Raw genomic sequence first — 26,109 nt, 5'->3', positions numbered from 1 at the left:
GAAGAGGCCAGTGAAGTCAGTGAAAATCTCGGCTCTTTACATCCAGCCCCTGCAACAAGGGGCTGATGTCCTCCAGCCGCCGGGCGATCAAATGCCGCACCCCGTTGTCCTGCTCCAGCCGCCCGCTCACCTTGAGCAACTGCGACCCCACCAGCGCCCGCCGCTGCCGCTCGGCCAGGTCACGCCAGACCACCACGTTGACCATGCCGAACTCATCCTCCAGCGTAACGAATGTCACCCCGCTGGCGGTCTGCGGCCGCTGCCGCCCCACCACCAGCCCGGCCACGGCAATCGCATCGCCATGCTCAAGCCCCGCCAGCTCGCCGCAACTGCGACAGCCCAACGCCCGCAGCCGTGAGCGCAAAAGCCTGAGCGGGTGCGGGCCCAAGGTGGTGCCCAAGGTGGTGTAGTCAGCAACCAGGTCTTCGCCGACCGTGGGTGCGGGCAATACTACCTGTGCTTCCGGCACTGCCTGCACCTCGGCGAACAGCGGCAACTGCGCCTGCACCGCCGCCACCTGCCAGCGCGCCTGGTGACGGTCGCGGGCCAGGGCTCGTAGTGCCCCCGCATCGGCCAGCCGGGCGCGGGCACGGCTGTCGAGACCTGCGCGCAGGCACACGTCTTCGACATCCCGCCAGGGGCGTTGCGCCCTCGCCTGCTCCAGCCGGCGAGCATCCGACTCGCTGAAACCACGGATCTGTCGCAGCCCAAGGCGAATGGCCAGGACCCCGTGCTGATCGGGCTCCAGCGTGCAGTCCCATTCGCTATGGAACACATCCACCGGACGTACTTCGATGCCTTGTCGCCGCGCCTCCTGCAGCAGCTGATCCGGGCTGTAGAATCCCATCGGCCAACTGTTGACCAGGGCACAGGTGAAGATCGCCGGTTCATGGCACTTGAGCCAGCTGCTGGCATAGCACAGCAAGGCGAAGCTGGCCGCGTGCGATTCAGGGAAGCCGTAACTGCCAAAGCCTTTGATCTGTTCGAAGATGCGCTCGGCGAACGCCAGGTCGTAGCCGTTGCGCAGCATGCCCTCCACCAGCCGCTGGCGATGGGGCTCGAGCCCGCCATGGCGCTTCCAGGCCGCCATGCTGCGGCGCAGCTGGTCGGCCTCGCCGGGGCTGTAGTCGGCAGCGACCATGGCCAGCTCCATCACCTGCTCCTGAAACAACGGCACGCCCAGGGTGCGCTCGAAGACTTCCTTGAGCTTTGCCGAGGGGTAGGTCACCGGCTCCTGCTTGAGGCGCCGACGCAGGTAAGGGTGAACCATGTCACCCTGGATTGGCCCGGGGCGCACGATGGCGACCTCGATCACCAGGTCATAGAAGGTCTCGGGCTTGAGCCGCGGCAGCATGGCCATCTGTGCCCGTGACTCGATCTGGAACACGCCCATGGTTTCGGCGCGGCTGATCATCGCATAGGTCGCCGGGTCTTCGCCGGGGATGGTCGCCAGGGTCAGCTGCCGACTCCGATGCCGCTGCAGCAGGTCGAAACAGCGGCGCAAGGCGCTGAGCATGCCCAACGCCAGGACATCGACCTTGAGCAGACCGACCATGTCCAGGTCGTCCTTGTCCCACTGGATCACCGTGCGCTCGGCCATTGCGGCGTTCTCCACCGGCACCAGGTGGGCCAGCGGCTGTTCGGAAATGACGAAGCCACCGGGGTGCTGGGACAGGTGGCGTGGAAAGCCGATCAGTTCACCGGCCAGCACCAGAATGCGCCGCAGCGAAGGGCTGCCGGGCTCGAAACCGGCCTCGGCCAGCCGTTGCTCGTCCGGGATACGGTCGCTCCAGCGGCCGCAGCACTTGGCCAGGGCATCCACCTGGTCGGCCGGCAGGCCCAGCACCCTGGCCACATCGCGAACAGCACCGGCAGCATGGTAGGTATTGACCACCGCGGTCAGCGCAGCGCGATGCCGGCCGTAACGGCGGAACACGTACTGGATCACCTCTTCGCGCCGGTCATGTTCGAAGTCCACGTCGATATCGGGTGGCTCGTTGCGCTCGCGCGACAAGAAGCGCTCGAACAACAGCCGATGCTCCATCGGGTCAAGCTCGGTGATGCCCAATACGAAGCACACCACCGAGTTGGCTGCCGAGCCACGGCCCTGGCAGAGAATATGCTGGCTGCGGGCAAAGGCGACGATGTCGTGCACGGTCAGGAAATAGCTTTCGTAGCCCAGTTCCTCGATCAGCGTCAGTTCCTTGTCCAGCACCGCACGGACCTTGCTGCTCGGCCCTGACGGCCAGCGCTGCGGCAAGCCCCGCTCGCACAATGCGCGCAGCCAGCTGGCGGGTGTCTGGCCCTCGGGCACCAGTTCGCGTGGGTACTGGTAGCGCAGTTCGGCCAGGTCGAACTGGCAACGTTCGGCGATGGTCAGGCTCTCGGCCAGCAGATCTGCCGGGTACAGCTCACCCAGTTGCTCCAGCGAACGCAGGTGACGCTCGCCATTGGCGAACAGGTGGCGCCCGGCCTCGGCCACGTTGCAGTGATGGCGAATCGCGGTCATGCAGTCCTGCAGGGCGCGCCGGCCCCGCACGTGCATATGCACGTCACCACAGGCCACAGCGCGGACACCCAGCTGCGCCGCCCGTTCGCGCAAGCGGGCCAGGCGCCGGGCATCATCGCTGCCCCGGTGCAGGTGCACGCCCAGCCACAGGCGCTCGGCGAACATCTCGCACAGCCATCTGCCCGTCGCCTGATCGTCGGCATCATCGGCGATCCACAGCGCCAGCAACCCTTCGTGATGTGGCTCAAGATCGTCAGCGAGCAATTGGTAGTCACCCTTTTCGGCCCGCCGTCGGGCACGGGTGATCAAGGCACAGAGGTTCTGGTAGCCCGTGAGGTTCTGCGCCAGCAACACCAGTTTGGGGCCATCCTGCAGGCGCACTTCGCTGCCGACGATCAGGCGCATCTGCTGGTCTTTGGCTGCTTGCCAGGCGCGTACGATACCGGCCAGGGTGCACTCGTCGGTGATCGCCAGCGCCTGGTAACCCTGCTCGCGGGCACGGCGGAACAGCTCTTCGGCGCTGGATGCACCGCGCTGAAAACTGAAGTTGGACAGGCAATGCAACTCGGCGTAGCCCGGAGCACTCATGCGAACCAGCCCTGCAGCCACAGCGGGCCGGGTTGAGCCAGGTCGCGATAGGCCCAGCCACGCAGGCCATCACGGGTTTCGATGCGGTAGTAGTCACGGCGCACGTCGCCACCGTCCCACCAACCTGACTCGATCCGTTCGGCCTGGCCCAGCAGCTTGTGGTCAGCCGTATCCAAGGCCTGCGGCGTGGGCAGCAACCAGCCTGGGCGGCTACCCGGCATCACCGGCAGGTGACCCTGGGCGCCCTGCTCCGCCTGCTGCCAGGCGCACTCGGGGCGGTGGTCAGCCTCGGCACGCAACCCGTTGACGGCCTCATCACCGAGGCGAGCGCGCAGGCGTTCGCGCAGTTGTTCCCAGGGCTGGGCCTGCTTGGCGCGGGGGTCGAACAGTGCCTGATGCTGGGGCACGAAGGCAGGCAGGTCATCGGCGACCAGCCGTAGGTTGCGCACCGGTGCCGGAATGCGCAGCGGCTCAAGGCGCCCGCGGGCCAGTTCGAACAGCAGGGCGGCATCCCGCTCAGCAGACAGCAGCCCTACGTGCAGCAGGGTGTCCGGCCCTTCGACGTGCTCCAGGTGCAGGCTGAAGCGCTGCACACCGCAGTCGCGCCCGGCGAGGAAGGCCGCCAGGTCATTGAGCATGCGCCGCAACGGGAACAGCAAGGCCTGATGTGATTCAACGTCGAAGTTGAGTTCCAGGCGCGATTCGAAGCGGTCTGGCGGCTGATAGAAGTCCAGCCCCATGGAACGCAGCCCAAGCAATCGGTCCAGGTGCAACTGCACATCGGCGCAAAACCGCCTGGCCAGCGCCTCGCGCGGCAAGGCCAGCACTTGGCCCAACTGGCGCAGGCCCATACGCGCAAAGGCCTGGGCAGCGTCCGCTGGCAACCCCACCCGGTCGACAGGCATGCGCGCCAGTGCCGACCGGGTTTGCTCGGCGCAGGTCAAAGCCAAGCCATCATGGCCGTTGGCAAGCATCCGAGCCGCGACCGGGTTGGTCGCGAGCACGATGCGCTGGCGCAAGCCCAGGGCAGTCAGCTCTTCGCGCAAGCGGGCTTCGAACAGTGGCCATGGGCCGAACAACTGCAAGCTGGAGCCGACTTCAAGCAGCAAGGCGCGTGGGTAATGCAGACTGACCTGGGCACTGAACCGGTAGGCCCAGGCCGCGAGCAATTGCTGCAACCGCTCGATCCGGGCCGGGTCGGCCTCGACACAATGGAAGCCATCGGCCAGGGCCCGCGCTGCCGTCAGCGTCTGCCCCGCCCGCAGGCCAAGCGCCGCCGCCGCCGGGTTGACGGCTTGCAGCAGGCGACGCTGCACAGGGCCGCCGATCAGCACCAGTGGCGTATCGGCGTCGTCCCGTTCACGCAGGATCGAGTCCAGCGCCAACTGGGGCAGGAGGATGCAGGCCCAGAGCATGGTGCATCAGCCCCGCCCTGGGCAGGCGATGGGCAGGGCCGGGGGCATGCCGCCACGGCACTTGAGTACACGCCATTGTGCCGGGCGCGTATCCACGGCAATACGCAGCGCAGCGGGCGACGGGTTGTGGGCCGCCTCTTGCGGGCGACAGGCAAAGGCCAATGCCTGCCCTGTCTCGGCGGCCACCTGCAAGCGGCGCAAGGCGCGGTCATCGGCACGCTCCGGCCAGCACAGCACCGCCGCGCAGCTGCCGGAGCGCAAGCACTGTTCGGCCGCCCACAGGGCATCGGCCTGCCCGGCATCGACCTGCACCAGCCAGCGCAGGTCCACACCTGCTGCCTGCCAGGCCGGTGCATAGGGAATGAACGGCGGCGCCACCAACACCACCCGCCCGCCCTCAGCCGTCAGGCGTGACAGGGAGGGCCATAGCAGCTGCAATTCACCACAGCCCGGGCTGGCCAGGAGCAGCTCGCTGAGGGCTGCGGCTGGCCAGCCGCCGTCCGGCAGGCACTGGTCGAGCAGCGCATGGCCGGTGGGCTGCAAACCGGCCGGGCGCACCTGGCCCTGCCGCCCACGCCAGACCTGGCGCTGGTCGAGCAGCCGATCGAGATCGACCACCGCGCCCATCAGTCGCGCCTCAGCAGGCCACAGAACACGCCTTCGATGAAGAATTCGCGCTCAGGCCCCACATCGATTGGTGCATAGGCTGGGTTGCGTGGCAACAACCGGTAACCGCCGGGCTGGCGTTGCAGGCGCTTGATGGTCACCTCGCCGTCCAGTCGCGCAACCACGATCTGACCATCACGTGCCTCGCCCTGCTGGAGGATGCCGACCAGGTCACCGTCGAAGATGCCATCTTCGATCATCGAATCGCCGCGCACCTTGAGCAGGTAATCCGGGGTGCGGCGAAACAGGCTGGGGTCGAGCAGCAATTGTTCGTGAATGCCCAGGTCCGGGCCGATCGGCGCGCCGGCAGCCACTTGCCCGAGCACGGGAATTTCGAGGATTTCCGGCCGCCGCAAGGGCTCGGCCAGGCGAATGCCCCGCGCCTGGTTGGGGGTGACGTCAATGAAGCCGGCCTGGCACAACGCAGTGATGTGCTTGCGCGCGACGCTACGCGAGGCGAAGCCGAAGCGGCTGGCGATATCGGCCAGGCTCGGTGGCTGGCCATGGTCGGCAATGCGCTCGCGAATGAAATCGAGGATTGCACGGCGTTTTGGGGTGAGATTGTCCATGGAGTACATTTGTACTCTTTTCAGTGTGCGCTGAACAGCCCCCTTTGTCGTCAGGTTTGGTTATCATCCCCTGGCGTTTGTTCTTGAATCCTTGGATACCTGATGCTGACTGCCCTGCTGTTCGATCTCGATGGCACCTTGACCGACACCGATACCCTGCATTTGCAAGCCTTCCGTCAACTGCTGCACGACCATGACGGCCGCGAGCTGACCCAGGAACAATTCGATGCCCAGGTCAGCGGCCGAGCCAATGGCGAACTGTTTGCCGAACTGTTTCCACTTGCTGGTGCGTCCGAGCGCAAGGCGCTGGCCGACCGCAAGGAAGCGCTTTTTCGCGACCTGTCACCCGCGCTGCAACCCATGCCCGGCCTGCTGCGGCTGATGGACCATGCGCGGGCCTGCAACATCGGCATGTGCGTGGTGACCAATGCGCCGCGGCTGAATGCCGAGCACATGCTCAAGGCCATGGGGCTTGGCGATCGCTTCGAGCATGTGCTGGTGGCCGAGGAGCTGGAGCGGGCGAAGCCTGATCCGCTGCCTTATCTGGCCGGGCTGCAGCGCCTGGAAGCGGTGGCGGGCGAGGCGCTGGCGTTCGAGGACTCGTTGCCGGGGGTTACGGCTGCGAGCGGGGCCGGGATCTTTACCGTGGGCGTTGCCACTACCCAGACGCCGGAGCGGCTGCTGGCTGCGGGGGCGAAACTGGTGGTGCAGGATTTCAATGACCCACAGCTGTGGGAATTGATCGAGACCATGCACGGGTGAGGGCCTCTAGGTGCCCGCCGGGAGGCATTCAGCGCCTGTGAGATCGAGCGCCGCAACCCTACCGCCCTACACCCGCAAACCACTCGTCGGCCCTGCTCCTGGCCTGTCGATCCACCTCCCCTTCGAATCGACCACTCACTGAATCCCTTCACGGAGTCAGCCCCATGAGCACCCCCGATCCCAAACACCCAATCGCCTCGCGCGAGCAATGGCTGGCCGCCCGCCGCCAGCTATGGCTGCACGAAAAGGCCTTCACCCACCAGCGCGATGAACTGGCTGCTGCCCGTCATGCCCTGCCCTGGGTCAAGGTCGGGCAGCCCTACCGTTTCCAAGGCCCGGACGGCGAACTGAGCCTGGCCGACCTGTTTGCCGGGCGCAGCCAGTTGCTGGTCTATCACTTCATGTTTGCCGAGGGCTGGAACGAAGGCTGCCCAGGCTGCTCGTTCCTCGCCGATCATTTCGACGGTGCCAACCTGCACCTGGCCCATCACGACGTCTCGCTGGTCGCCGTGTCGCGCGCGCCCTACGCCGAATTCCAGGCTTTCCGCCAGCGCATGGGCTGGCGATTCCCCTGGTATTCATCGAACGGCAGCGGTTTCAACGAGGACTTCGGCGTCAGCGTCGGCACCGAGGGCCAACGCCAGTACAACTATGAGCCGTACACCGGCAACGAGGCCGAACTACCGGGCCTGAGTGCCTTCTACAAAGACCCGGACGGCGCGCTCTACCATACCTACTCCACCTACGCCCGCGGCCTGGACATCCTGGTCAACACCTACAACTTCCTCGACATCGCCCCACTGGGGCGCAACGAAGCCGGGACCATGGACTGGGTGCGGCATCATGATCGCTACGAAGGCCAGCACGGCAAACCCCATTGCTGCCATGAGTGAGCGGTCAGCCCCTCACACCCAGCATGCCCCGCTCCACGATGAAGTCGATCACCGCCTGCAAGCCTTCGCCCTTCTTCAGGTTGCTGAAGGTCCAGGGCCGCTGCGGGCGCATGCGCTGGGTATCACGCTCCATGACCTCCAGCGAGGCGCCGACGTAAGGCGCCAGGTCGGTCTTGTTGATCACCAGGAAATCCGACTTGGTGATGCCGGGCCCACCCTTGCGCGGGATCTTCTCGCCCTCGGCCACGTCGATGACATAAATGGTCAGGTCGGCCAGCTCCGGGCTGAAGGTGGCACTGAGGTTGTCGCCACCGCTCTCGACGAAGATGACTTCAAGGTTGCCGAACTTGCGCGCCAACGCTTCAACGGCAGCCAGGTTCATCGAGGCATCTTCGCGGATGGCGGTGTGCGGGCAGCCGCCGGTCTCGACGCCGACGATCCGATCAGGTTCCAGGGCGCCGGCTTCGGTGAGGATGCGCTGGTCTTCCTTGGTGTAGATGTCATTGGTGACCACGGCGATCTGGTAGTGATCGCGCATGGCCTTGCACAGGCATTCGAGCAGCGCGGTCTTGCCAGAGCCGACCGGGCCGCCGACACCGACGCGCAGGGGTTGCTGATAGCTTTGCATGTAGGCAGTCCTCAAGAACGGAACAAACGGGTGTATTGGGTTTCGTGACGCGAAGATGCGATTGCCAGCAGCGGCAGGCCGCCGCCGAGCTGGTCATCGGCCAAGGCCAGGGCCTGGTCCAGCACGCCGGGCAGTTCAGCACCCAGGTCGCGCAGCAGGGTCTGCGCCGCCTGCTGGCCGAACGGCACCAGCTTGACCCCGGCCATCACCGCGCCTTCGAGCCAGGCGAAGGCATGGCCGAGGGCGAGTTGACGCAACGGGATCTGCCAGTGCGCGGCGAGCCAGGCCATGCCTCCAAGCTGGCTGAGTTCAAGGCTGGCGCGCCAGGCCGGGTCCTGGCCCAGCTGCCAGCCGTCGAGCAGGCGCGCCAGGGCCGAGCCACGCTGCTGTTCTTCCAGGCGCAGCTCGGCAGTTTCGCGGTTGGCCAGCAGGAACCTGCTCCAGTGCGCAAAGGCCTCTGCATCGCCTGCCTCGCAGGCGCGATACAGGCGCGCCAGCACCGGCCAATCCAGACATGCCAGGGTGTCGTGCAGCTGCTCCCGTTGCCAGGCGCTGAAGCTGGCAGTATCACGCACCCAGCCAGCCTCCACGGCCCACTCCAACCCTTGCGAGTAGGTGAAGCCACCCACCGGCAGGCCAGGGCTGGCCAGCTGCAGCAGACGCAGCAGTGCCAGGTCGCTGTTCATCAACCGGCCAGCACCAGCGCGGCGCCAGCCAGCATGCCGCCACCGAAGGCCTTCTGCAGGCCGCTATGACGACGCAGCAAGCATCCGACGCCGAAGCCGACGGCCAGCAGCAGGCCGCTGACCGTGACGAAGCCTGCGCTGAACATCCAGAAAGCGCTTGGCGTGGCTTCCACGCCGTGTGCCCAGCCGTGGAACAAGGCAAACACCGGCATGGCCAGGGCCAGCAGCAACTGACGGCGCGGCAGCAGCACGGCAACGGCAGCCACCAGCACCGACACGGCAATCATGCTTTCCATGCCCAGCACATCGCCGAACAGGTGGCCGCACACGGCGCCAGCGAACATCGACGCCAGGGTGGCCAGTGGCAGGGCAAGGTTGCGCCGGGTCAGCGCAGCCAGCACTCCGGTGCCTAGCAGCATCAGCAGGTGGTCAAGACCGGTCAGCGGGTGCAGCAAGCCATCCTGCAGCGGGTTGCCGTCGTGACCAGGGTGGGCGAAAGCTGGCAATGCGACCATTAGCAGGGCAAGGGCGAAAGTCTTTTTCATGGTGGGCTCCTTGGATGAGGGATTCAGGGATGGGCTGGCAGGCGCACGAACGGATGGTCGTTGCCATGGCTGTGACTGTGGCTATGCGGTGCGCTCTGGTAGGCGCCGGCTTCAGGCTCGAACGGTGCCTGCTCGGCCAGCACCGTCAGGCCCAGGCCACGCAGCATCTCGTCGAGCACATGATCGTGCTGGTAACGCAGCAGGCCTGGCTCGATCTGCAAGGGCACATGGCGGTTACCCAGGTGATAGGCGGCACGGGCCAGCAGATGCGGGTCGTCGCAGCGCACCGTCGAAACCGCTTCAGGTGCAGCGAGGATGCGGATCACCTGGGTGCCTGCGGCATCGGCAAGCAGCTCGCCACCGCGCAGCAGGTGGCCACGTTCGAGCATCAGGCCGGCTTCGCGGCCGTCATCGAGGACCACGCGCAGGCGGCTCTTGATGCGGCTGTCGACGTCCAGGGTCACAGTACCGGTGACGCTCTCGGATGCCTCGATCCGACGGGTCAGGACAATCATCTTCACTCCTTCAGAACAGGAAATAACGCTGGGCCAGCGGCAGTTCGCTGGCCGGCTCGCACACCAGCAACTCGCCGTCGGCGCGTACCTGATAGGTCTGCGAGTCGACTTCGATCACTGGCTGCAAGGTGTTGTGGACCATGTCGGCCTTGCGCACCCGGCGGCAGCCGTGGGCCACGCCGATCAGGCTCTGCAGCCCCAACTCCTGGTGCAGGCCACGGTCCATGGCGGCCTGGGGCAGGAAGGTCATGCGTGTGGCGTGACGGGCCGCACCCAGGCCACCGAACATCGGCCGGTAGTGCACTGGCTGCGGGGTTGGAATCGAACCGTTGATGTCGCCCATTGGCGCGGTGGCGATCATCCCGCCCTTGATCACCAAGGCCGGTTTGACCGCGAAGAACGCCGGTGACCAGAGCACCAGGTCGGCCAGCTTGCCCACTTCCACCGAACCGACTTCATGGGCGATGCCGTGGGTCAATGCCGGGTTGAGGGTGTATTTGGCGATGTAGCGCTTGACCCGGAAGTTGTCGCTGTAGCCGGTGTCTGGTGCCAGCGGGCCGCGACGCAGCTTCATCTGGTGCGCCACCTGCCAGGTGCGCAGCACCACTTCGCCGACCCGGCCCATGGCCTGGGAGTCGGACGAGGTCATGGCGAAGGCGCCCATGTCGTGGAGGATGTCCTCGGCGGCAATGGTCTCGCGGCGGATGCGCGACTCGGCGAAGGCCACGTCTTCGGCAATGCTCGGGTCCAGGTGGTGGCAGACCATGAGCATGTCGAGGTGCTCGTCGACGGTGTTGACCGTGTACGGCAGGGTCGGGTTGGTCGAGGACGGCAGCACGTTGGCCTGCCCGGCCGCACGGATGATGTCTGGCGCGTGGCCGCCACCGGCACCTTCGGTATGGAAGGTATGGATGGTGCGGTCGCCGATGGCCGCCAGGGTGTCTTCGATGCAGCCCGACTCGTTCAAGGTGTCGGTATGGATCGCCACCTGGATGTCCATTTCTTCAGCCACGCCCAGGCAGCAGTCGATGGCGGCCGGGGTCGAGCCCCAGTCCTCGTGAAGCTTGAGGCCCACGGCACCGGCGGCGATCTGCTCGCGCAGCGCTTCGGGGCGCGAGGCGTTGCCCTTGCCCAGCAGGCCGATGTTGATCGGCAGGCAATCGGCGGCCTGGAGCATCCGCGCCAGGTACCACGGCCCGGGCGTGCAGGTGGTGGCATTGGTGCCGGTGGCCGGGCCGGTGCCGCCGCCAATGAAGGTGGTGACGCCACTGGTCAGCGCCTCTTCGACCTGCTGCGGGCAGATGAAGTGAATGTGCGAATCGATGCCGCCGGCGGTGACGATCTTGCCCTCGGCGGCGATCACCTCGGTACCTGGGCCGACCGGCACGGTCACGCCCGGCTGCACGTCGGGATTGCCGGCCTTGCCGATGGCAGCGATGCGCCCGCGCTTGACGCCGATATCGGCCTTGACGATGCCCCAGTGATCAATGATCAGCGCATTGGTCAGCACCAGGTCCATGGCCTCGGCCGCGAGCATCTGGCCCTGGCCCATGCCGTCGCGGATGACCTTGCCGCCACCGAACTTGACCTCTTCGCCATAGACCGTAAAGTCCTTTTCGACCTCAACCCACAACGCGGTATCGGCCAGGCGAACGCGGTCGCCGACGGTGGGGCCGAACATGTCGGCATAGGCCCGACGGGAAATACGGCTCATGCCCTACCCTCCAGTGCGCCATTGACCTTCCCCTGGAAGCCGTACACTTCACGCTTGCCGGCGTAGGCCACCAGTTGCACGGTGCGCGCCTGGCCCGGCTCGAAGCGCACGGCGGTGCCAGCCGGTATATCGAGGCGAAAACCACGGGTCGGTTCACGCTCGAACACCAGCGCATCGTTGACCTCGTAGAAGTGGTAGTGCGAACCGACCTGCACCGGCCGGTCACCATGGTTGGCCACGCTGACGCTGACCGTGTCACGGCCGACGTTGAGTTCGATGTCGCCAGCGGCGACCTGAATTTCACCTGGGATCATGCTGAGCTCCTGCTCCAGGTCAGACGATAGGGTCGTGCACGGTCACCAGCTTGGTGCCGTCGGGGAAGGTCGCCTCGACCTGCACGTCATGGAGCATCTCGGCGACGCCCTCCATGACCTGCTCGCGGCCAATCACTTCGCGGCCCAGGCTCATCAGCTCGGCCACCGTGCGGCCATCGCGGGCGCCTTCGAGCACCGCAGCGCTGATCAACGCCACCGCCTCCGGGTAGTTGAGCTTCAGGCCACGGGCCAGCCGTCGTTCGGCCAGCAGCGCGGCGGTAAACAACAGCAGTTTGTCTTTCTCTCTCGGGGTCAGCTCCATGGCGCTCTCTCAAGTGGCCCAGATGCGCGGCGGGCATGCGGCCAGGCCGAGAACGGCCGGGCGCAGGGCATGCCAGAGGCGCTGCAGGGTGTGTTGCAGGTGTTGGTTGTCGTGGTCGAGCAGGCGGATCACCAGCAGCGAGCCGAGCAAAGTCGCGCCTGCGGGGGTGTCGAGTTCATCCAGTAGCGCGCGCACCTGCTCCAGCACCGCCGGGGTCGCCGGGGCGGCGCAGAAGGTGGCGACCAGCGGGTGGCCGCCGACCTTGGCCAGTTGCCCACCGGCGATGCGCAGCCGCTCGTGCAGGCCGGGGTCGCCTGGCAGCTCGATGCACAGGCGGCTGTCCAGTGCACCCTGCTCGAAACGCTCGTTCATCACCGGCCGGCCCAGGCACAGGGTTTCCCAGGCCAACAGCTTCGCCCCCGGTTCCAGGGTGAAGCGGCTGTCGAGGCTGGCGCGGGCGCCGTTGAACAAGATGCTGTCCTGCGGCAGCCATTCCAGCGTGCTGCCGGCCTGCAGGTGGAAGCGCTGGGCCAGCCGGGCGGTGGGGCCGATGCTGCGGTAGAACTTGCTGGCACCCGGCATGGTCAGCAGCGCATGGCTGCCCGGCTCGAGGTGGATATCCAGCTCCAGCCGGTCACCGGCAACGATGCCGCCGGGCGGGTGCAACACATACACGTGGCACGGTCCACCCTCTGGGTAGAACGGGCGCTGCACCAAAAGCGGGCCGAAATGCCGGCGCGCACCAATGCGGGTCACGCCATTGCGCTCGACGAAGCGCAACTGCAAGTGCGCGCTCCAGCCGGCGTCCTGCTCCGATGGTTCGATCTGCTCCGCGAGCGACATCCTGCGGCCCCTTGATATCCGTGGCCTGACGGCCGTTTTGAGGGTCATGCGTGGCCTTTTCGGGCAACCGCAGACTGACCACTCGATCAAATTTCGCTGGCTGGATATAGCAGGTTGCGGGCCAACTACGCAGGTGAATGAAGATGAAACCTTCACGGCGACGGCTCTGGCATGGGGCATATGGGGTTACATCGCACATTGCCGGGGCGGCACTTGGCCCTGTTTCGGTGCTGCGCTACAGTCTCTGTTTTACCTACGGCCAAGGAACCGCCATGCCCCTCGCCCCTGCCATTCCGGTCCTGCGGATTTTCTCGGTCGACAAGGCCAAGGAGTTCTATCTCGAGTTCATGGGCTTTCAGCTCGACTGGGAACACCGCTTCAGCCCGGACCTGCCGCTGTACGCGCAGATCCACCGCGACGGCCTGATCCTGCACCTGAGCGAACACCACGGCGATGCCTGCCCCGGCTCGACCGTGTTCGCCCGCACCGAAGACCTGCTGGCACTGGAGCGCGAACTGCTGGACAAGCAGTACGGCTATGCCCGCCCCCAGGCCGAACGGGTCGATTGGGGCCTGCAGATGCAGATCCGCGACCCGTTCGGCAACCTGTTGCGCTTCTGCCAGCAGATCGATGATGAGGATGCCCAGTGAAAGCCATGAGCAAGCGCGACCTGGCGCGACTGGAACGCGAGCTGGTCGCCTGCCTGACCGAAGCCTGCGAGACCGCAAAAGGCGAGATCGTCGGCTTCACCTGGCTGACCCATCAGCTGGACCCGGATGACTACCCGGCCAGCCTGCGCATTACCTGGGTATTCGAGCGTGAGGCCGATAAAGCAGCGGCGCTGGCGGGTAAGGCCAAGGCGCGCATGCTGGCGCTGACAGCCCAGGCACTCGATGCAGCCGGTGTGAAGCTGGAGCACGTTGCCTGGCATGTGCGATTCGACAGTGAAGAGGCCTGTAATCGCAATCATGCCGGAGACTGGAACAGGCGCTTGCAGCAACGCTAAGGCTGGACGGGCCTTGTGTTGCCTGGGCCGGCCTCTTCGCGGGCAAGCCCGCTCCCACAGGGTTGGCGCAGCTCTCAAGACTTGCGCGATACCTGTGGGAGCGGGCGCGCCCGCGAAGAGGCCGGTCCAGACAATCGAAACGTTCAGATAGTGGCCAATTCGTGACTGGCCGTTCCCGATCCGCAAGGTTTGTATTATCGTGGCGTGGTGCGCATATAACAGCAGCCCGAGCGATCGGGCACTTGCAAGACAATCGAGGGTGTCATGAGTAACGAAAGCATTAACTGGGACAAGCTGGGTTTCGACTACATCAAGACCGACAAGCGCTACCTGTCCGTATGGCGCAATGGTGAGTGGGACAAAGGCACCCTGACCGAAGACAACGTGCTGCACATCAGTGAAGGCTCCACCGCCCTGCACTATGGCCAGCAGTGCTTCGAAGGCCTCAAGGCCTACCGTTGCAAGGACGGCTCGATCAACCTGTTCCGCCCAGACCAGAACGCAGCCCGCATGCAGCGTAGCTGCGCGCGCCTGCTGATGCCGCAGGTGCCGACCGATGTGTTCATCGAGGCGTGCAAGCAAGTGGTCAAGGCCAACGAGAAGTTCGTCCCGCCACACGGCAAAGGCGCCCTGTACCTGCGCCCGTTCGTGATCGGTACCGGCGACAACATCGGCGTGCGCACCGCCCCCGAGTTCATCTTCTCGGTCTTCGCCATCCCGGTTGGCTCGTACTTCAAGGGCGGCATGAAGCCGCACAACTTCCAGATTTCCAGCTTCGACCGTGCCGCCCCTCAGGGCACTGGCGCAGCCAAGGTCGGTGGCAACTACGCCGCCAGCCTGCAACCAGGCGCTGAAGCCAAGAAGGCCAACTTCGCCGACGCCATCTACCTCGATCCGCTGACCCATACCAAGATCGAGGAAGTCGGTTCGGCCAACTTCTTCGGCATCACCGCCAACAACGAATTCGTCACCCCGAAATCGGCCTCGGTACTGCCAGGCATCACCCGCCTGTCGCTGATGGAACTGGCACAAGCGCGCCTGGGCCTGACCGTGATCGAAGGCGACGTCGAGATCAACAAGCTCGACCGCTTCGTCGAAGCCGGCGCTTGCGGTACCGCTGCGGTGATCACCCCGATCGGTGGTATCGAGTACAACGGCAAGCTGCACGTGTTCCACGACCTGGAAAAAGTCGGCCCCGTCACCCAGAAGCTCTACAACGAGCTGACCGGTATCCAGAGCGGCGACGTCGAAGCGCCAGCCGGCTGGATCGTCAAGGTCGCCTGAGACGCTGCACCGCGCTGATCGACGGGGCATGCCAGACACTGGCATGCCCCGTTTTGTTTTACCCGGCGTAGATGAATTTTTCTTAAATCGCCGTTTGGCTATTCTTTGGCACAATCAAGTCTCCAATAGACGCCCAGGAACGAGCATGCCACGCGTACTGACCATCGAAGACGACGCCGTCACCGGCCAGGAAATCGTCGCCGAACTCTCCAGCCACGGCCTGGAAGTGGATTGGGCCGACAACGGCCGCGAGGGCCTGGCCAAGGCGATCGCCGGCGGTTACGACCTGATCACCGTAGACCGGATGCTGCCCGAGGTCGATGGCCTGACGATCGTCACCACCCTGCGCAACCTGAAAATCACCACGCCGATCCTGATGATCAGCGCCCTGTCCGACGTGGATGAGCGCGTGCGTGGTCTGCGCGCCGGCGGCGACGACTACCTGACCAAGCCGTTCGCCTCCGACGAAATGGCGGCACGGGTCGAAGTACTGTTGCGCCGCAACAGTGTACCGATGACCCAGACCCGCCTGCAGGTCGCCGACCTGCAGCTGGACCTGATCAGCCACGAAGCCCGCCGCGGCGAGCAGACCCTCAACCTGCTACCCACCGAGTACAAACTGCTGGAATACCTGATGCGCCACAGCGGCCAGGTGATCACGCGGATGATGATCTTCGAGGAAGTCTGGGGTTACCACTTCGACCCGGGCACCAACTTGATCGACGTGCACATCGGGCGCCTGCGCAAGAAAATCGACTCCCCCGGCCAGTCGCCGCTGATCCGTACGGTACGGGGCTCGGGCTATGCCATTGCTGAACCCGTCTAAGGGCTGGAGCTCGTCCACCAGCCGCCTGCTGGCGCTGTACAGTTTCCTCTTCGTGGCCTGGAGCAGCATCCTCATGGGGGTGCTGTATTTCGAGGTGTCCAGCTACCTGAACAAGCTGACCCGCCACTCGATGCTGCAGCGCCAGCACCTGTTCGCACACATGAGCGGCAAGCAGCTCGACGATGCCCTGGTCGCCAGCCAGGCGTTCGAGGAACGCAGTTTCGATGCCTATGGCCTGTTCGATGCCCAGTTCAACCCGGTGGGCGGGCGGATTCGCGCGATCCCCCCGGACCTGGGCCTGGACGGCAAGGTGCACGAACTCAAGCGCTGCCTGGATGCCGATGACCCGCACATGCCACGTGACAGCTGCGATGCGGTGGCGATCAGGGTGCAAGATGGCCGTTGGCTGGTACTGTTCCGCGACAATGGCTCGTTGTTCGTGGTGACCCGCATCATCCTGCATGCCTTGCTGTGGGGCATCTCGCTGACCCTGATTCCGGGGTTTGCCGGCTGGTACCTGCTACGCCGCCGCCCGCTCAAGCGCATTCGTGCCATTCAGGCCCAGGCAGAGCTGATCGTTGCCGGCGACCTCACCCACCGCTTACCACTGTCAGCGCGCCGCGATGAGCTGGACATGCTGGCCGATATCGTCAACGCCATGCTCGACCGCATCGAGCGGCTGATGCATGAAGTCAAAGGCGTATGCGACAACATCGCCCACGACTTGCGCACTCCCCTGACCCGCTTGCGGGCCCAGCTTTACCGTATTCGTCAGCAAAGCGCGCACGATTCACCACAAGCCGAAGCGCTGGACCAGGCGATTGGTGAGACCGATACGTTGATGGCCCGCTTCCGTGGCCTGCTGCGCATCAGCGAGCTGGAAGACCGCCAGCGCCGCGCCGGCTTCGTTCAGCTTGATCCGCACGACTTGCTGGTGGAACTGCACGACTTCTACCTGCCGCTGGCCGAAGATGGCGGCATTCGCCTCAACCTGGAACAGCCGGCCCAGTTACCGGCGCTGCACGGTGATCGCGAGTTGCTGTTCGAAGCACTGGCCAACCTGGTGGGCAATGCCATCAAGTTCACGCCTGAAGACGGCCGGGTTGCCATCAAGGCGACTCAGGATGAGCTGGGCGTGCACATTGCCATCGAAGACAGCGGGCCGGGGATTCCCGAAGAGGAGCGCGCTGCGGTGCTGAAGCGGTTCTATCGCAGCGAGGAAGGCCACCGCCATTCCGGGTTCGGGCTGGGGTTGTCGATCGTTGCGGCGATCGTCGACCTGCACGGGTTCGGGCTGGAGATTGGCGAGAGCGAGCTGGGTGGGGCCAGGCTGGTATTGCACTGCCCATTGGCCGGTTTGGCCAAATAAAGCTGGGGCTGCTTTGCAGCCCTTTCGCGACACAAGGCCGCTCCTACAGGAGATCGTGTTCCCCTGTAGGAGCGGCCTTGTGTCGCGAAAGGGCCGCAAAGCGGCCCCAGTTGCGCCGATCAGTCAGCCAGGCGCCAGGTGGTGGCACCCTTGCTGTCTTCCAGCACCACACCCATGGCCGTGATCTGGTCACGGATACGGTCGGACTCAGCCCAGTTCTTGTCCGCACGCGCCTGCAGACGCGCCTGGATCAAGGCTTCCACCTCCGCCGCATCGACCTTGCCTTCGGCGCCGGCACGCAGGAAGTCATCGGCCTCCAGTTGCAGCACACCCAGCACATCGCCCAGCTCACGCAGGCGACCGGCCAGGCCCGCCGCCGCATCGACATCGCTGTCACGCAGGCGGTTGATCTCGCGCACCAGGTCAAACAGCACGGCGCAAGCTTCCGGGGTGCCGAAGTCGTCGTTCATCGCCACGCTGAAGCGCTCGACGAACGCCTCGCCACCCTTGGCGGCAACCCGCGGCAGGCCACGCAGCGCGTGGTAGAAGCGCTCCAGGGCGCCCTTGGCATCGCGCAGGCTGTCTTCGGAGTAGTTGATGGCGCTGCGGTAGTGGCTGGCCACCAGCAGGTAGCGCACCACCTCCGGGTGATACTTCTCGAGCACGTCGCGAATGGTGAAGAAGTTGTTCAACGACTTGGACATCTTCTCGCCATTGATACGGATCATGCCGCAGTGCATCCAGCTGTTGGCGTACTGCTTGCCAGTGGCCGCCTCGCTCTGCGCGATCTCGTTCTCGTGGTGCGGGAACTCCAGGTCGCTGCCACCGCCGTGGATGTCGAAGCTCTCACCCAGGCAGCAGGTGGACATCACCGAGCACTCGATGTGCCAGCCCGGACGGCCCGGGCCCCACGGCGAATCCCAGTATGGCTCGCCCGGCTTGACGCCTTTCCACAGGACAAAGTCCAGTGGATCCTGCTTGGCCTCGTCGACCTCGATGCGGGCACCGATGCGCAGGTCTTCGATCTTCTTGCGCGACAGCTTGCCGTAGCCGGCGAACTTGCCGACCCGGTAGTACACGTCGCCGTTGCCGGGCGCGTAGGCGTAGCCCTTGTCGATCAAGGTCTGAATCATCGCGTGCATGCCGGCGATATGGTCGGTGGCACGCGGCTCCAAGTCCGGCTTGAGGATGTTCAGGCGGCGCTCGTCTTCGTGCATCGCGTCGATCATGCGCGCGGTCAGGGCATCGAACGCCTCGCCGTTTTCGTTGGCGCGGTTGATGATCTTGTCGTCGATGTCGGTGATGTTGCGCACATAGGTCAGGTCGTAGCCGCTTTTACGCAACCAGCGGGTCACCAGGTCGAACGCCACCATGCTGCGGCCATGGCCAAGGTGGCAGTAGTCGTACACGGTCATGCCGCACACGTACATGCGCACCTTGTTGCCATCGAGCGGCTTGAAGGCTTCCTTGGTCTTGCTCAGCGTGTTGTAGATGGTAAGCACGGCGGTTCCTTAGCTGCCCCAGGAGTCACGCAGGGTGACGGTGCGGTTGAACACCGGACGCCCCGGCTGGCTGTCCTTGAGGTCGGCGCAGAAGTAGCCTTCGCGCTCGAACTGGAAGCGGTCCTCAGGCTGCGCCTGGCCCAGCGATGGCTCGGCGCGGCAGCCCGTCAGCACTTGCAGCGAATCCGGGTTGATGTTGTCGAGGAAGCTGCCGCCGTCTTCGGTCTTTTCCGGGTTGGCGGAGCGGAACAGGCGGTCGTACAGGCGCACTTCGCACTCGACACTGCCTTCGGCCGGTACCCAGTGGATCACGCCCTTGACCTTGCGGCCTTCCGGGTTCTTGCCCAGGGTGTCCGGGTCGTACGAGCAGCGCAGCTCGACGATGTTGCCGTCGGCATCCTTGATCGCCTCGTCGGCGCGGATCACGTAGCTGCCGCGCAGGCGCACTTCACCGGCGGGCTCCAGGCGCTTGTAACCCTTCGGCGGCTCTTCCATGAAGTCGTCGCGGTCGATGTACAGCTCGCGGGCGAACGGCAGCACGCGCACGCCCATGTCTTCCTTCGGGTGGCGCGGCAGTTCAAGCTGCTCGACCTGGCCTTGCGGATAGTTGGTGATGACCACCTTCAGCGGGCGCAGCACACACATGGCGCGTGGCGCGGTGCGGTCGAGGTCGTCACGGATGCTGAATTCGAGCATCGACATGTCGACCACGCCGTCGGAACGGTTGGTACCGATCATTTCGCAGAAGTTGCGGATCGACGCCGGGGTGTAGCCGCGGCGGCGGAAGCCCGACAGGGTCGACATGCGCGGGTCGTCCCAGGCACTGACGTGCTTTTCGTCCACCAGTTGCTTGAGCTTGCGCTTGGAAGTGATGGTGTAGTTCAGGTTCAGGCGGCTGAACTCGTACTGGCGCGGGTGCGCCGGGACCGGCAGGTTGTCGAGGAACCAGTCGTACAGCGGGCGGTGGCCTTCGAACTCGAGGGTGCAGATCGAGTGGGTGATGCCTTCGATGGCGTCCGACTGCCCGTGGGTGAAGTCGTAGTTCGGGTAGATGCACCACTTGTCACCGGTCTGGTGGTGGTGGGCATGGCGGATGCGGTAGAGGATCGGGTCGCGCAGGTTCATGTTCGGCGAAGCCATGTCGATCTTGGCACGCAGCACGCGCTCGCCGTCCTTGAACTCGCCGGCCTTCATGCGTGCGAACAGGTCGAGGTTTTCCTCGACGCCGCGCTCGCGGAACGGGCTGTTCTTGCCGGGTTCGGTCAGGCTGCCACGGTATTCCTTGGCCTGATCAGGGGTCAGGTCGCAGACATAGGCCTTGCCACGCTTGATCAGTTCAACGGCCCAGTCGTGCAGCTGGTCGAAGTAGTCGGAGGCATAGCGCACCTCGCCGGCCCAGTCGAAGCCCAGCCATTTCACGTCGCGCTGGATGGCGTCGATGTATTCCTGGTCTTCCTTGGCCGGGTTGGTGTCGTCGAAGCGCAGGTGGCAGACGCCGCCGAACTCCTTGGCCAGGCCGAAGTTGACACAGATCGACTTGGCGTGGCCGATGTGCAGGTAGCCATTGGGCTCCGGCGGGAAGCGGGTGACGATGCTGCTGTGCTTGCCCGAGTCCAGGTCGGCCTGGATGATCGGCCGCAGGAAGTTCGCAGGGACAGCGGGGGCGCCTTTGGCAGCGGCGTTGGGCGCGTTGTCGGCAGTGGGCTTGCTCATAGGATCCTTGAATGCACGTGTCCGGCCTGGGTAGGCCGATTGAATCAAAGGGCCTATCATAGCCGAAGCAGTCAAGCTGCTGACAGCCGGGCACCGACAAACTGGCGCGATTTATCGCGATCCGTGCAAAATGGCCGCTGCGCGCCATGAACCATCAACATGTGTCGCGGTTGCCCGATCCTGCGTCAGGTGACTAAACGCGCCCTGCGCACCCTATTCCCGTATGCCTTGAAAGAGCGAATTTCAGCATGTCCAAAGTCAAACTGACCACCAACCACGGCGACATCGTTCTGCAACTGAACGCCGAAAAAGCGCCGCTGACCACCGAAAACTTCGTTCAGTACGTCAAGGACGGCCATTACAACGGCACCGTGTTCCACCGTGTGATCAAGGGCTTCATGATTCAGGGCGGCGGTTTCGAAGCCGGCATGAACCAGAAGAAGACCCGTGCCAGCATCCAGAACGAAGCCGACAACGGCCTGAAGAACACCAAGTACAGCATTGCCATGGCCCGCACCATGGAGCCGCACTCCGCCTCGGCGCAGTTCTTCATCAACGCCGCCGACAACGACTTCCTCAACCACAGCGGCAAGAACGTACAGGGTTGGGGCTACGCCGTGTTCGGCGAAGTGACCGAAGGCCGTGAAATCGTCGATGCGATCGAAAAAGTTGCCACCGGCTCCAAGGCTGGCCACCAGGACGTGCCGAAGGACGACGTGATCATCGAGAAAGCCGAGATCATTGAGTGATCCTGCTGATCTCCGATCTGCACCTGCAAGAAGAACGCCCGGACATCACCCGGGCGTTTCTTGATCTGCTCGACGGCCGCGCCCGTCACGCCAAGGCGTTGTACATCCTCGGTGATTTTTTTGAAGCGTGGATCGGCGACGACGCCATGACAGCGTTCCAGCAGTCGATCTGCCAGGCCTTGCGCCAGCTCAGCGACAGCGGCACGGCGATCTACCTGATGCATGGCAACCGCGACTTCCTGATTGGCCAGGACTTCTGCACGGCCGCTGGCTGCACACTGCTGGCCGACCCAAGCGTGATCGAGCTGGGCGGTGAACAGGTGCTGCTGATGCATGGCGACACCCTGTGCACCCGCGACCTGGGCTACATGAAGATGCGCCGTTACCTGCGCAACCCGGTGAGCCTGTGGATCCTTCGGCACCTGCCGCTGGCCACCCGCCAGAAACTGGCGCGCAAGCTACGCAGCGAAAGCCGTGCGCAGGTGCGCATGAAGGCCACCGAGATCGTCGACGTCACGCCGGAAGAAGTGCCGAAAGTGATGGCCGCGCATGGCGTACGCACGCTGGTGCATGGCCACACCCACCGGCCGGCGATTCACAAGCTGGTGGTCGAAGGTGAACCGGCCCGGCGCATCGTGCTGGGGGATTGGGACCGTCGGGGCTGGACCTTGCAGGTCGATGGGCAAGGCTTTGCCCTGGAGCCATTCGAGTTCTCCTGAAAGTCCAATTCGCCCTTTTCGCGGGCTCGCCCGCTCCCACAGGGAAACCACTGGACTCAGGCCTGTGGAGTTTCCCGTGGAAGCGGGCGAGCCCGCGAACAGGCCGTTACAGGCCAAAGGCTCAAGGCCGGCTGGCCACCGCGGCTTTGTCCCGTTCACTGATCACATACTGACGATACTCCGGGTCCGCCTTGATCTGCGCCTCGGTAAACGGTATCGCTGCCAGCTGCTTGGCGGCAAACGCCTGGGTCTGGTCGCTGAAGTGCGCCGAGCCAGCTTCGCTGGATTGCGAGAAGGCCAGCAGCCCACGTGCCTGTGGCCCGTGCTCAGTGAAACTGACAAGCTGCAGATAGCTGGTACCGCTGACCACAAGGCGCTTGCCCGGCCCATGCGGCACGCTGAACATCGCGTTATAAACCCCAAGCTGCTGCGGGCCGCCCGGCACCGGCGTGCCATCGGCAGCCTGCTGGATCTGCCCCCATCGGCTACCCTCCTCGACTCCGGCGTCGGCCACTTGCTGCAGCGAACCCAAGGCCGCTTCACGCAACAGCTTGCGCACCAGCGCCTGCTCCACCGCCAGGCCCCGCGGGGTGTGCTGAGGGTCTGCCGGGTCGAAAGCCACGCGCCAACTTTGCGGATGCTTGGCCATGGCCTCGACCATGTTCTGGAAATGCACCAGACCAACACCACTGTCCACACCGGCCTTGCCATCCCAGGCAGCGAGGCTGACACACACGGCCTGCACCTCGGCCTCAGCCACTTTGCACCACTGCAGCAGGTCGGGCAGTACCAGGCTGGCCAGGTAAACCTCGTCATCCAGCACCATGCGCTGCAAGTCGTCGACACCCAGCTTGGCGTTGCCTTGCAGGCGCTCAAGGGCAAAACGCCCGCGCATGCCCAGCGGCTGGTCACTGCGGCTGATCAATGGCGAGAAGCCGGTCAACGGCTGGGCCGGGTTGGCCATCCAGGCCGGGTCGTTGGAATTCTGCACAAAGTCGTTGCGTTCCAGGCTCGGCAGCATTCGCGCCGGGAAGATACCAGGCTGCGCGGCCTGGGCATCGACCTTCCACTGGCAGGCACTGCGCGACCCGTCCAGTACCACCAGAGGGCCTTGCGCCGTCGGATCGCTGCAGGCGCTGAGCAGTTGCTGATCGACAAAAGGCACTACCGACTGGTTCAGGTACAGCGCCTTGCCTGCGGCATCGACGGCGAGGGTATTGACCCACGGGATGCCCTGCAACTGCTCGATGGAACCCTTGAGGGCCTCCAGGCTGTCGGCACGATTGATGCGGTACCACTGCTGCAGCACGCGCGTGTTGTCCAGGTTGGCATCGCGCAGGCTGTAGGCTGCCTGGGTGTCCCAGTCCAGTCTCCCCGGCCACTGCACAATCGGCCCGAAACGGGAGCTGTAGACCTGGCGCTCGATCTGGCTGAGGGTGCCATCGTCGGCCTTGACCCTGACGCTCACGGTTTGCCGTGTCATCGGGATGGACTTGCCATCCTGCAGGTAATGGGTCGGATCCTTGGGGTCCAACTGCAAGCGATACAGGGTGAAGTGCTTTGAGGTATCCACCGTGTGGGTCCAGGCCAGGTGGCGGTTGAAGCCGATGTTCACCACTGGCAGGCCAGGCAAAGCGGCCCCCATCACATCCAGCTTGCCTGGGATGGTCAGCTGCATCTGGTAAAAACGCATGCCACCCATCCACGGGAAGTGCGGGTTGGCCAGCAACAGGCCGCGGCCATTGGCCGAGCGTTGCGCCCCCACAGCCACCGCGTTGCTGCCGCGCTCGGAGGCGAAGCGCTGCTGCCGGGCCAGCGCCACGTCAAAGGCCGGGGTTGTTCGCTGGGCTGCCAGCCTGGGGGGCTGGGCACCCGCCAGCGCTTCGGCGAACTGGCCCACGCCCCCTTCAGCCAGCAGGCGACGGGTCAGTTTGACCAAGTCCTGGCTGGTGATCTGGCGTACCCACTGGCCGTCGCCGCATTGCGCAGGCAGGCCTTGCTTGCGCCGCTCGGCCAAGGCGCGGTTGAAGCCGCTGGCATAACCCTCCAGCAATTCGCGCACCTGTGCTGGCTGGGCCTGCATGAACCCAGTGACTGCCGCCGGCGTGTTGAGCCAGGTGTAGAACAGGTCACTGGCGAGGTTGTCGCGTTGTTCGAGGGTCTTGGCCTGAGCGCCGAAATAGCGCGAGCGCTCACCGTTGACCGTCAGCACTTCATTGGCCAGCAGGCACAGGTTGTCCTGGGCATAGGCATAGCCAATGCCATACCCCAGGCCGCGCTCATCCTTGGCGACGATATGCGGCACGCCAAAACTGGTGCGACGGATCTGCGCACTGGCATCAGCGCCGGTTTGCCGCGCCTGCACGGCTACGCTGGAGGCGACCAGGGCAGCCGCCAGGCTGGCAAAGGTCAAGGGACGCGAAATTGACAACACGGGCATTCCTCGGATTCAGGGATCATTCCCGATCAAACGAACGGCTGGATGAAAATTTTACGCGCAGTGGCGCCGCGAACCGTCTTCAAGAAACACCGGCAGAAAATTTTGCAGGCAGACGCTGCAGATTTGCCGTTCTCATTCGTCCTAATCAGTGAGCCAACCATATTTCGGGACAGTCCACGAAAAGGAGCATTCACATGTACGACCCGCAACCCTCATTGCAGACCGGGTGCATTCCGGGAAAGGCGGCCAACGGCGCGGCCGCCTGCGTGGATGAGCGTACCGGCAACGAGCAGATTCGCGAACTGCTGCGCAATTACGGCCTGCGCACCAGCCTCATTCGCCTGAAGGTGATCGATGCGCTGTACCACGCAGATCGCACCGGGCGCAGCATCGGCGTGCGCGGCGTGCATGCGCAACTGGAGCAACTGGACATCCCGTTGTCGTTTCTGAGCGTGCGCGAGGTGCTCAAACGGCTGTGCACAGAGGGTGTGATCAGCCTTGGCAGCGACAAGTGCTACAGCCTCAAGCCCGAAGCACGCGCCGTACTCGAACAGCCCTTGCCGCGCTGACTGCAGGCCGCCTGACGCTGCCGCCGGGCAGGCGTCAGGGCTTGACCTTGCGCCGCAGAATCCCGTTGATCACGACCACCACAACGGCAATCGCGATAGCCAGCATCTGGAAGGTCTGTTCACTGATCGTGCCTTGCTTCTGCAGATGCGACAGGCCCAGCATGAGGCCCAGCACCACCAGGATGATCAGAAGCGAATATTTGAGGCGCTGCACGTGGGTCATCGAAAAATCCTTCAACTTCGGGGGTATTTGCTCACAACGAGCGACGACAATGATACAACGTCAACGCCTTGCAGCGCTGTATTTCCTGCTTAGCATGGCAGGGCATGCCTGAAAGCATTGGGCTTCCTCAATCCACGCTGGAGGCACCATGCACAGGTTCGCGCTGTTCATCATACTGCTCGCACCATCACTTCCCATTCAGGCCCTCGACACCGGCCAGGCGCCGCCTGAGCAATTGCTCAAGCTAGGTAACCAACTGGCTGCGCATGCTGGCAGCAGCCAGTGGCAACAACTGTGGCAGAGAACCCGTGCAGCCGGGCACCTGCAAGCAAGGCCCGGCCACCCCTACTTCACCATCGCGCACCCATTGCTGCCCGGACTCGCTCGCCAGGCGCTGGCACAGGCGGATCAAGTCGAGCCCCAGGGCAAAACCGTCGCCCGCTATCGGCGGACTTTTCCCGACAGGGTCATCGGCATGCTCGATGACCAGCCATTGAACAGCCTCTGCCTGGACATCGACTGGCGCACCTTGCCCCGCGAGCAGTCAGGTAACGCCCACGCCTATCTTTCAGGTGCAAGCCTGCTGAACAGTTATCCGTGTGAATAAGGGTTCGGGCACTCACTAGCGCGATGGTAATGCAACCCAACGAATAATCGGGCCTGCAAAGCAGCGTCGACGTAACGTCCTACATCACGCGACATCGTTGCCTGCAAGCCCTGCTCACCAAAACTACAACTGC

The 26,109-nt window shown here is 64.6% G+C and carries 27 protein-coding genes; 11 read left to right on the top strand and 16 right to left on the bottom strand.

Going from position 1 to position 26,109, the window contains the following annotated elements:
• Positions 1-16 precede the first annotated feature (16 nt).
• From CQW31_RS05270 to lexA, 4 genes are read right to left on the bottom strand one after another with little or no spacing between them, the layout of a single operon-like run.
• Positions 17-3,097 (bottom strand): error-prone DNA polymerase, encoded by a 3,081-nt coding sequence (locus CQW31_RS05270; protein WP_099813967.1) that lies wholly within the window; start codon positions 3,095-3,097, stop codon positions 17-19.
• The gene (locus tag CQW31_RS05265; RefSeq protein WP_099813966.1) at positions 3,094-4,512 is read right to left on the bottom strand and encodes a DNA polymerase Y family protein; all 1,419 of its coding nucleotides are present in this window, start codon (positions 4,510-4,512) and stop codon (positions 3,094-3,096) included. The genes CQW31_RS05270 and CQW31_RS05265 overlap by 4 nt, the downstream gene beginning before the upstream one ends.
• Before the next feature lie 6 nt (positions 4,513-4,518).
• Positions 4,519-5,139, bottom strand: coding sequence for a translesion DNA synthesis-associated protein ImuA (imuA, locus tag CQW31_RS05260; protein ID WP_099813965.1), 621 nt, complete (start codon positions 5,137-5,139; stop codon positions 4,519-4,521).
• Positions 5,139-5,756, bottom strand: coding sequence for a transcriptional repressor LexA (lexA, locus tag CQW31_RS05255; protein ID WP_054885326.1), 618 nt, complete (start codon positions 5,754-5,756; stop codon positions 5,139-5,141). The genes imuA and lexA overlap by 1 nt, the downstream gene beginning before the upstream one ends.
• Positions 5,757-5,849: 93 nt before the next feature.
• Here lexA and CQW31_RS05250 point away from each other — a divergent pair, with 93 nt between their 5' ends.
• Positions 5,850-6,509 (top strand): HAD family phosphatase, encoded by a 660-nt coding sequence (locus tag CQW31_RS05250; RefSeq protein WP_099813964.1) that lies wholly within the window; start codon positions 5,850-5,852, stop codon positions 6,507-6,509.
• Positions 6,510-6,673: 164 nt separating this feature from the next.
• Complete coding sequence (locus CQW31_RS05245) at positions 6,674-7,402, top strand: thioredoxin family protein (RefSeq protein WP_099813963.1); 729 nt, start codon at positions 6,674-6,676, stop codon at positions 7,400-7,402.
• Positions 7,403-7,406: 4 nt separating this feature from the next.
• On the opposite strand, the gene ureG is transcribed toward CQW31_RS05245, so the two are convergent.
• Genes ureG through CQW31_RS05205 form a run of 8 tightly spaced genes read right to left on the bottom strand, consistent with a single transcriptional unit; the run spans position 7,407 to position 12,969 of the window.
• Positions 7,407-8,030, bottom strand: a complete 624-nt coding sequence (ureG, locus tag CQW31_RS05240; protein ID WP_099813962.1) for an urease accessory protein UreG — start codon at positions 8,028-8,030, stop codon at positions 7,407-7,409.
• 11 nt (positions 8,031-8,041) lie between these two features.
• Positions 8,042-8,716, bottom strand: a complete 675-nt coding sequence (locus CQW31_RS05235) for an urease accessory protein UreF (protein ID WP_054887302.1) — start codon at positions 8,714-8,716, stop codon at positions 8,042-8,044.
• Complete coding sequence (locus tag CQW31_RS05230) at positions 8,716-9,261, bottom strand: HupE/UreJ family protein (protein ID WP_099813961.1); 546 nt, start codon at positions 9,259-9,261, stop codon at positions 8,716-8,718. The genes CQW31_RS05235 and CQW31_RS05230 overlap by 1 nt, the downstream gene beginning before the upstream one ends.
• A 23-nt stretch (positions 9,262-9,284) precedes the next feature.
• Positions 9,285-9,776, bottom strand: coding sequence for an urease accessory protein UreE (gene ureE / locus CQW31_RS05225; protein WP_099813960.1), 492 nt, complete (start codon positions 9,774-9,776; stop codon positions 9,285-9,287).
• Positions 9,777-9,786: 10 nt separating this feature from the next.
• Positions 9,787-11,490, bottom strand: a complete 1,704-nt coding sequence (gene ureC, locus CQW31_RS05220; protein ID WP_099813959.1) for an urease subunit alpha — start codon at positions 11,488-11,490, stop codon at positions 9,787-9,789.
• Positions 11,487-11,804, bottom strand: coding sequence for an urease subunit beta (locus CQW31_RS05215; RefSeq protein ID WP_099813958.1), 318 nt, complete (start codon positions 11,802-11,804; stop codon positions 11,487-11,489). The genes ureC and CQW31_RS05215 overlap by 4 nt, the downstream gene beginning before the upstream one ends.
• A gap of 19 nt (positions 11,805-11,823) precedes the next feature.
• Entirely contained in the window at positions 11,824-12,126 is a 303-nt protein-coding gene (locus CQW31_RS05210) for an urease subunit gamma (RefSeq protein WP_027916767.1), read from the bottom strand.
• Between the two features lie 9 nt (positions 12,127-12,135).
• Complete coding sequence (locus CQW31_RS05205; protein ID WP_099813957.1) at positions 12,136-12,969, bottom strand: urease accessory protein UreD; 834 nt, start codon at positions 12,967-12,969, stop codon at positions 12,136-12,138.
• Positions 12,970-13,241: 272 nt separating this feature from the next.
• On the opposite strand from CQW31_RS05205, the gene CQW31_RS05200 reads away from it, so the two are divergent.
• The 5 genes from CQW31_RS05200 (at position 13,242) to CQW31_RS05175 (ending at position 17,454) form a co-directional block, all read left to right on the top strand.
• The gene (locus tag CQW31_RS05200; RefSeq protein WP_099813956.1) at positions 13,242-13,619 is read left to right on the top strand and encodes a glyoxalase superfamily protein; all 378 of its coding nucleotides are present in this window, start codon (positions 13,242-13,244) and stop codon (positions 13,617-13,619) included.
• Entirely contained in the window at positions 13,616-13,975 is a 360-nt protein-coding gene (locus CQW31_RS05195) for a hypothetical protein (protein ID WP_099813955.1), read from the top strand. The genes CQW31_RS05200 and CQW31_RS05195 overlap by 4 nt, the downstream gene beginning before the upstream one ends.
• Positions 13,976-14,239: 264 nt before the next feature.
• Positions 14,240-15,259 carry a branched-chain amino acid aminotransferase gene (locus tag CQW31_RS05185; protein ID WP_054887311.1) on the top strand — a complete coding sequence of 340 codons (1,020 nt, stop codon included), beginning with the start codon at positions 14,240-14,242 and terminating at the stop codon, positions 15,257-15,259.
• Positions 15,260-15,404: 145 nt separating this feature from the next.
• Complete coding sequence (locus tag CQW31_RS05180; protein WP_054887312.1) at positions 15,405-16,085, top strand: response regulator transcription factor; 681 nt, start codon at positions 15,405-15,407, stop codon at positions 16,083-16,085.
• A complete protein-coding gene (locus CQW31_RS05175) occupies positions 16,063-17,454 on the top strand; it encodes a HAMP domain-containing sensor histidine kinase (protein WP_099813954.1) in 1,392 nt (463 codons plus the stop codon). The genes CQW31_RS05180 and CQW31_RS05175 overlap by 23 nt, the downstream gene beginning before the upstream one ends.
• A 119-nt stretch (positions 17,455-17,573) precedes the next feature.
• Here CQW31_RS05175 and cysS read toward each other — a convergent pair whose 3' ends face one another.
• Both cysS and CQW31_RS05160 read right to left on the bottom strand, forming a co-directional pair.
• Positions 17,574-18,956, bottom strand: coding sequence for a cysteine--tRNA ligase (gene cysS / locus CQW31_RS05165; RefSeq protein ID WP_054887314.1), 1,383 nt, complete (start codon positions 18,954-18,956; stop codon positions 17,574-17,576).
• Between the two features lie 9 nt (positions 18,957-18,965).
• A complete protein-coding gene (locus tag CQW31_RS05160; RefSeq protein WP_054887315.1) occupies positions 18,966-20,669 on the bottom strand; it encodes a glutamine--tRNA ligase/YqeY domain fusion protein in 1,704 nt (567 codons plus the stop codon).
• Between the two features lie 248 nt (positions 20,670-20,917).
• On the opposite strand from CQW31_RS05160, the gene CQW31_RS05155 reads away from it, so the two are divergent.
• Together CQW31_RS05155 and lpxH are read left to right on the top strand one after the other, a co-directional pair.
• Positions 20,918-21,418, top strand: coding sequence for a peptidylprolyl isomerase (locus CQW31_RS05155; protein ID WP_054887316.1), 501 nt, complete (start codon positions 20,918-20,920; stop codon positions 21,416-21,418).
• Positions 21,415-22,137, top strand: coding sequence for a UDP-2,3-diacylglucosamine diphosphatase (gene lpxH, locus CQW31_RS05150; RefSeq protein WP_054887317.1), 723 nt, complete (start codon positions 21,415-21,417; stop codon positions 22,135-22,137). Before CQW31_RS05155 ends, lpxH begins: the two co-directional genes overlap by 4 nt.
• Before the next feature lie 121 nt (positions 22,138-22,258).
• Here the strand turns inward: lpxH and CQW31_RS05145 are convergent, their stop codons facing one another.
• Positions 22,259-24,577 carry an acylase gene (locus tag CQW31_RS05145; RefSeq protein ID WP_099813952.1) on the bottom strand — a complete coding sequence of 773 codons (2,319 nt, stop codon included), beginning with the start codon at positions 24,575-24,577 and terminating at the stop codon, positions 22,259-22,261.
• Positions 24,578-24,771: 194 nt separating this feature from the next.
• Between CQW31_RS05145 and CQW31_RS05140 the strand changes: the two genes are divergently transcribed.
• Complete coding sequence (locus CQW31_RS05140; RefSeq protein ID WP_054887319.1) at positions 24,772-25,146, top strand: hypothetical protein; 375 nt, start codon at positions 24,772-24,774, stop codon at positions 25,144-25,146.
• Positions 25,147-25,180: 34 nt separating this feature from the next.
• On the opposite strand, the gene CQW31_RS05135 is transcribed toward CQW31_RS05140, so the two are convergent.
• Positions 25,181-25,369 carry a hypothetical protein gene (locus CQW31_RS05135; RefSeq protein WP_003248064.1) on the bottom strand — a complete coding sequence of 63 codons (189 nt, stop codon included), beginning with the start codon at positions 25,367-25,369 and terminating at the stop codon, positions 25,181-25,183.
• Between the two features lie 148 nt (positions 25,370-25,517).
• Between CQW31_RS05135 and CQW31_RS05130 the strand changes: the two genes are divergently transcribed.
• Positions 25,518-25,976, top strand: a complete 459-nt coding sequence (locus CQW31_RS05130; RefSeq protein WP_099813951.1) for a hypothetical protein — start codon at positions 25,518-25,520, stop codon at positions 25,974-25,976.
• Positions 25,977-26,109 lie beyond the last annotated feature (133 nt).

It is taken from the genome of Pseudomonas sp. 382 (genome assembly GCF_002759075.1).
Lineage (GTDB): Bacteria > Pseudomonadota > Gammaproteobacteria > Pseudomonadales > Pseudomonadaceae > Aquipseudomonas > Aquipseudomonas vlassakiae.
The sequence above is the reverse complement of the archived record's forward strand: the minus strand, read 5'-3'. Positions and strand labels throughout refer to the sequence as shown.

Coding starts and splice junctions, on each gene's coding strand:
- CQW31_RS05270 (WP_099813967.1), bottom strand. CDS start 3,097: ATGAGTGCTCCGGGCTACGCCGAGTTGCATTGCCTGTCCAACTTCAGT.
- CQW31_RS05265 (WP_099813966.1), bottom strand. CDS start 4,512: ATGCTCTGGGCCTGCATCCTCCTGCCCCAGTTGGCGCTGGACTCGATC.
- imuA (WP_099813965.1), bottom strand. CDS start 5,139: ATGGGCGCGGTGGTCGATCTCGATCGGCTGCTCGACCAGCGCCAGGTC.
- lexA (WP_054885326.1), bottom strand. CDS start 5,756: ATGTACTCCATGGACAATCTCACCCCAAAACGCCGTGCAATCCTCGAT.
- CQW31_RS05250 (WP_099813964.1), top strand. CDS start 5,850: ATGCTGACTGCCCTGCTGTTCGATCTCGATGGCACCTTGACCGACACC.
- CQW31_RS05245 (WP_099813963.1), top strand. CDS start 6,674: ATGAGCACCCCCGATCCCAAACACCCAATCGCCTCGCGCGAGCAATGG.
- ureG (WP_099813962.1), bottom strand. CDS start 8,030: ATGCAAAGCTATCAGCAACCCCTGCGCGTCGGTGTCGGCGGCCCGGTC.
- CQW31_RS05235 (WP_054887302.1), bottom strand. CDS start 8,716: ATGAACAGCGACCTGGCACTGCTGCGTCTGCTGCAGCTGGCCAGCCCT.
- CQW31_RS05230 (WP_099813961.1), bottom strand. CDS start 9,261: ATGAAAAAGACTTTCGCCCTTGCCCTGCTAATGGTCGCATTGCCAGCT.
- ureE (WP_099813960.1), bottom strand. CDS start 9,776: ATGATTGTCCTGACCCGTCGGATCGAGGCATCCGAGAGCGTCACCGGT.
- ureC (WP_099813959.1), bottom strand. CDS start 11,490: ATGAGCCGTATTTCCCGTCGGGCCTATGCCGACATGTTCGGCCCCACC.
- CQW31_RS05215 (WP_099813958.1), bottom strand. CDS start 11,804: ATGATCCCAGGTGAAATTCAGGTCGCCGCTGGCGACATCGAACTCAAC.
- CQW31_RS05210 (WP_027916767.1), bottom strand. CDS start 12,126: ATGGAGCTGACCCCGAGAGAGAAAGACAAACTGCTGTTGTTTACCGCC.
- CQW31_RS05205 (WP_099813957.1), bottom strand. CDS start 12,969: ATGTCGCTCGCGGAGCAGATCGAACCATCGGAGCAGGACGCCGGCTGG.
- CQW31_RS05200 (WP_099813956.1), top strand. CDS start 13,242: ATGCCCCTCGCCCCTGCCATTCCGGTCCTGCGGATTTTCTCGGTCGAC.
- CQW31_RS05185 (WP_054887311.1), top strand. CDS start 14,240: ATGAGTAACGAAAGCATTAACTGGGACAAGCTGGGTTTCGACTACATC.
- CQW31_RS05180 (WP_054887312.1), top strand. CDS start 15,405: ATGCCACGCGTACTGACCATCGAAGACGACGCCGTCACCGGCCAGGAA.
- CQW31_RS05175 (WP_099813954.1), top strand. CDS start 16,063: ATGCCATTGCTGAACCCGTCTAAGGGCTGGAGCTCGTCCACCAGCCGC.
- CQW31_RS05160 (WP_054887315.1), bottom strand. CDS start 20,669: ATGAGCAAGCCCACTGCCGACAACGCGCCCAACGCCGCTGCCAAAGGC.
- CQW31_RS05155 (WP_054887316.1), top strand. CDS start 20,918: ATGTCCAAAGTCAAACTGACCACCAACCACGGCGACATCGTTCTGCAA.
- CQW31_RS05145 (WP_099813952.1), bottom strand. CDS start 24,577: ATGCCCGTGTTGTCAATTTCGCGTCCCTTGACCTTTGCCAGCCTGGCG.
- CQW31_RS05140 (WP_054887319.1), top strand. CDS start 24,772: ATGTACGACCCGCAACCCTCATTGCAGACCGGGTGCATTCCGGGAAAG.
- CQW31_RS05135 (WP_003248064.1), bottom strand. CDS start 25,369: ATGACCCACGTGCAGCGCCTCAAATATTCGCTTCTGATCATCCTGGTG.
- CQW31_RS05130 (WP_099813951.1), top strand. CDS start 25,518: ATGCACAGGTTCGCGCTGTTCATCATACTGCTCGCACCATCACTTCCC.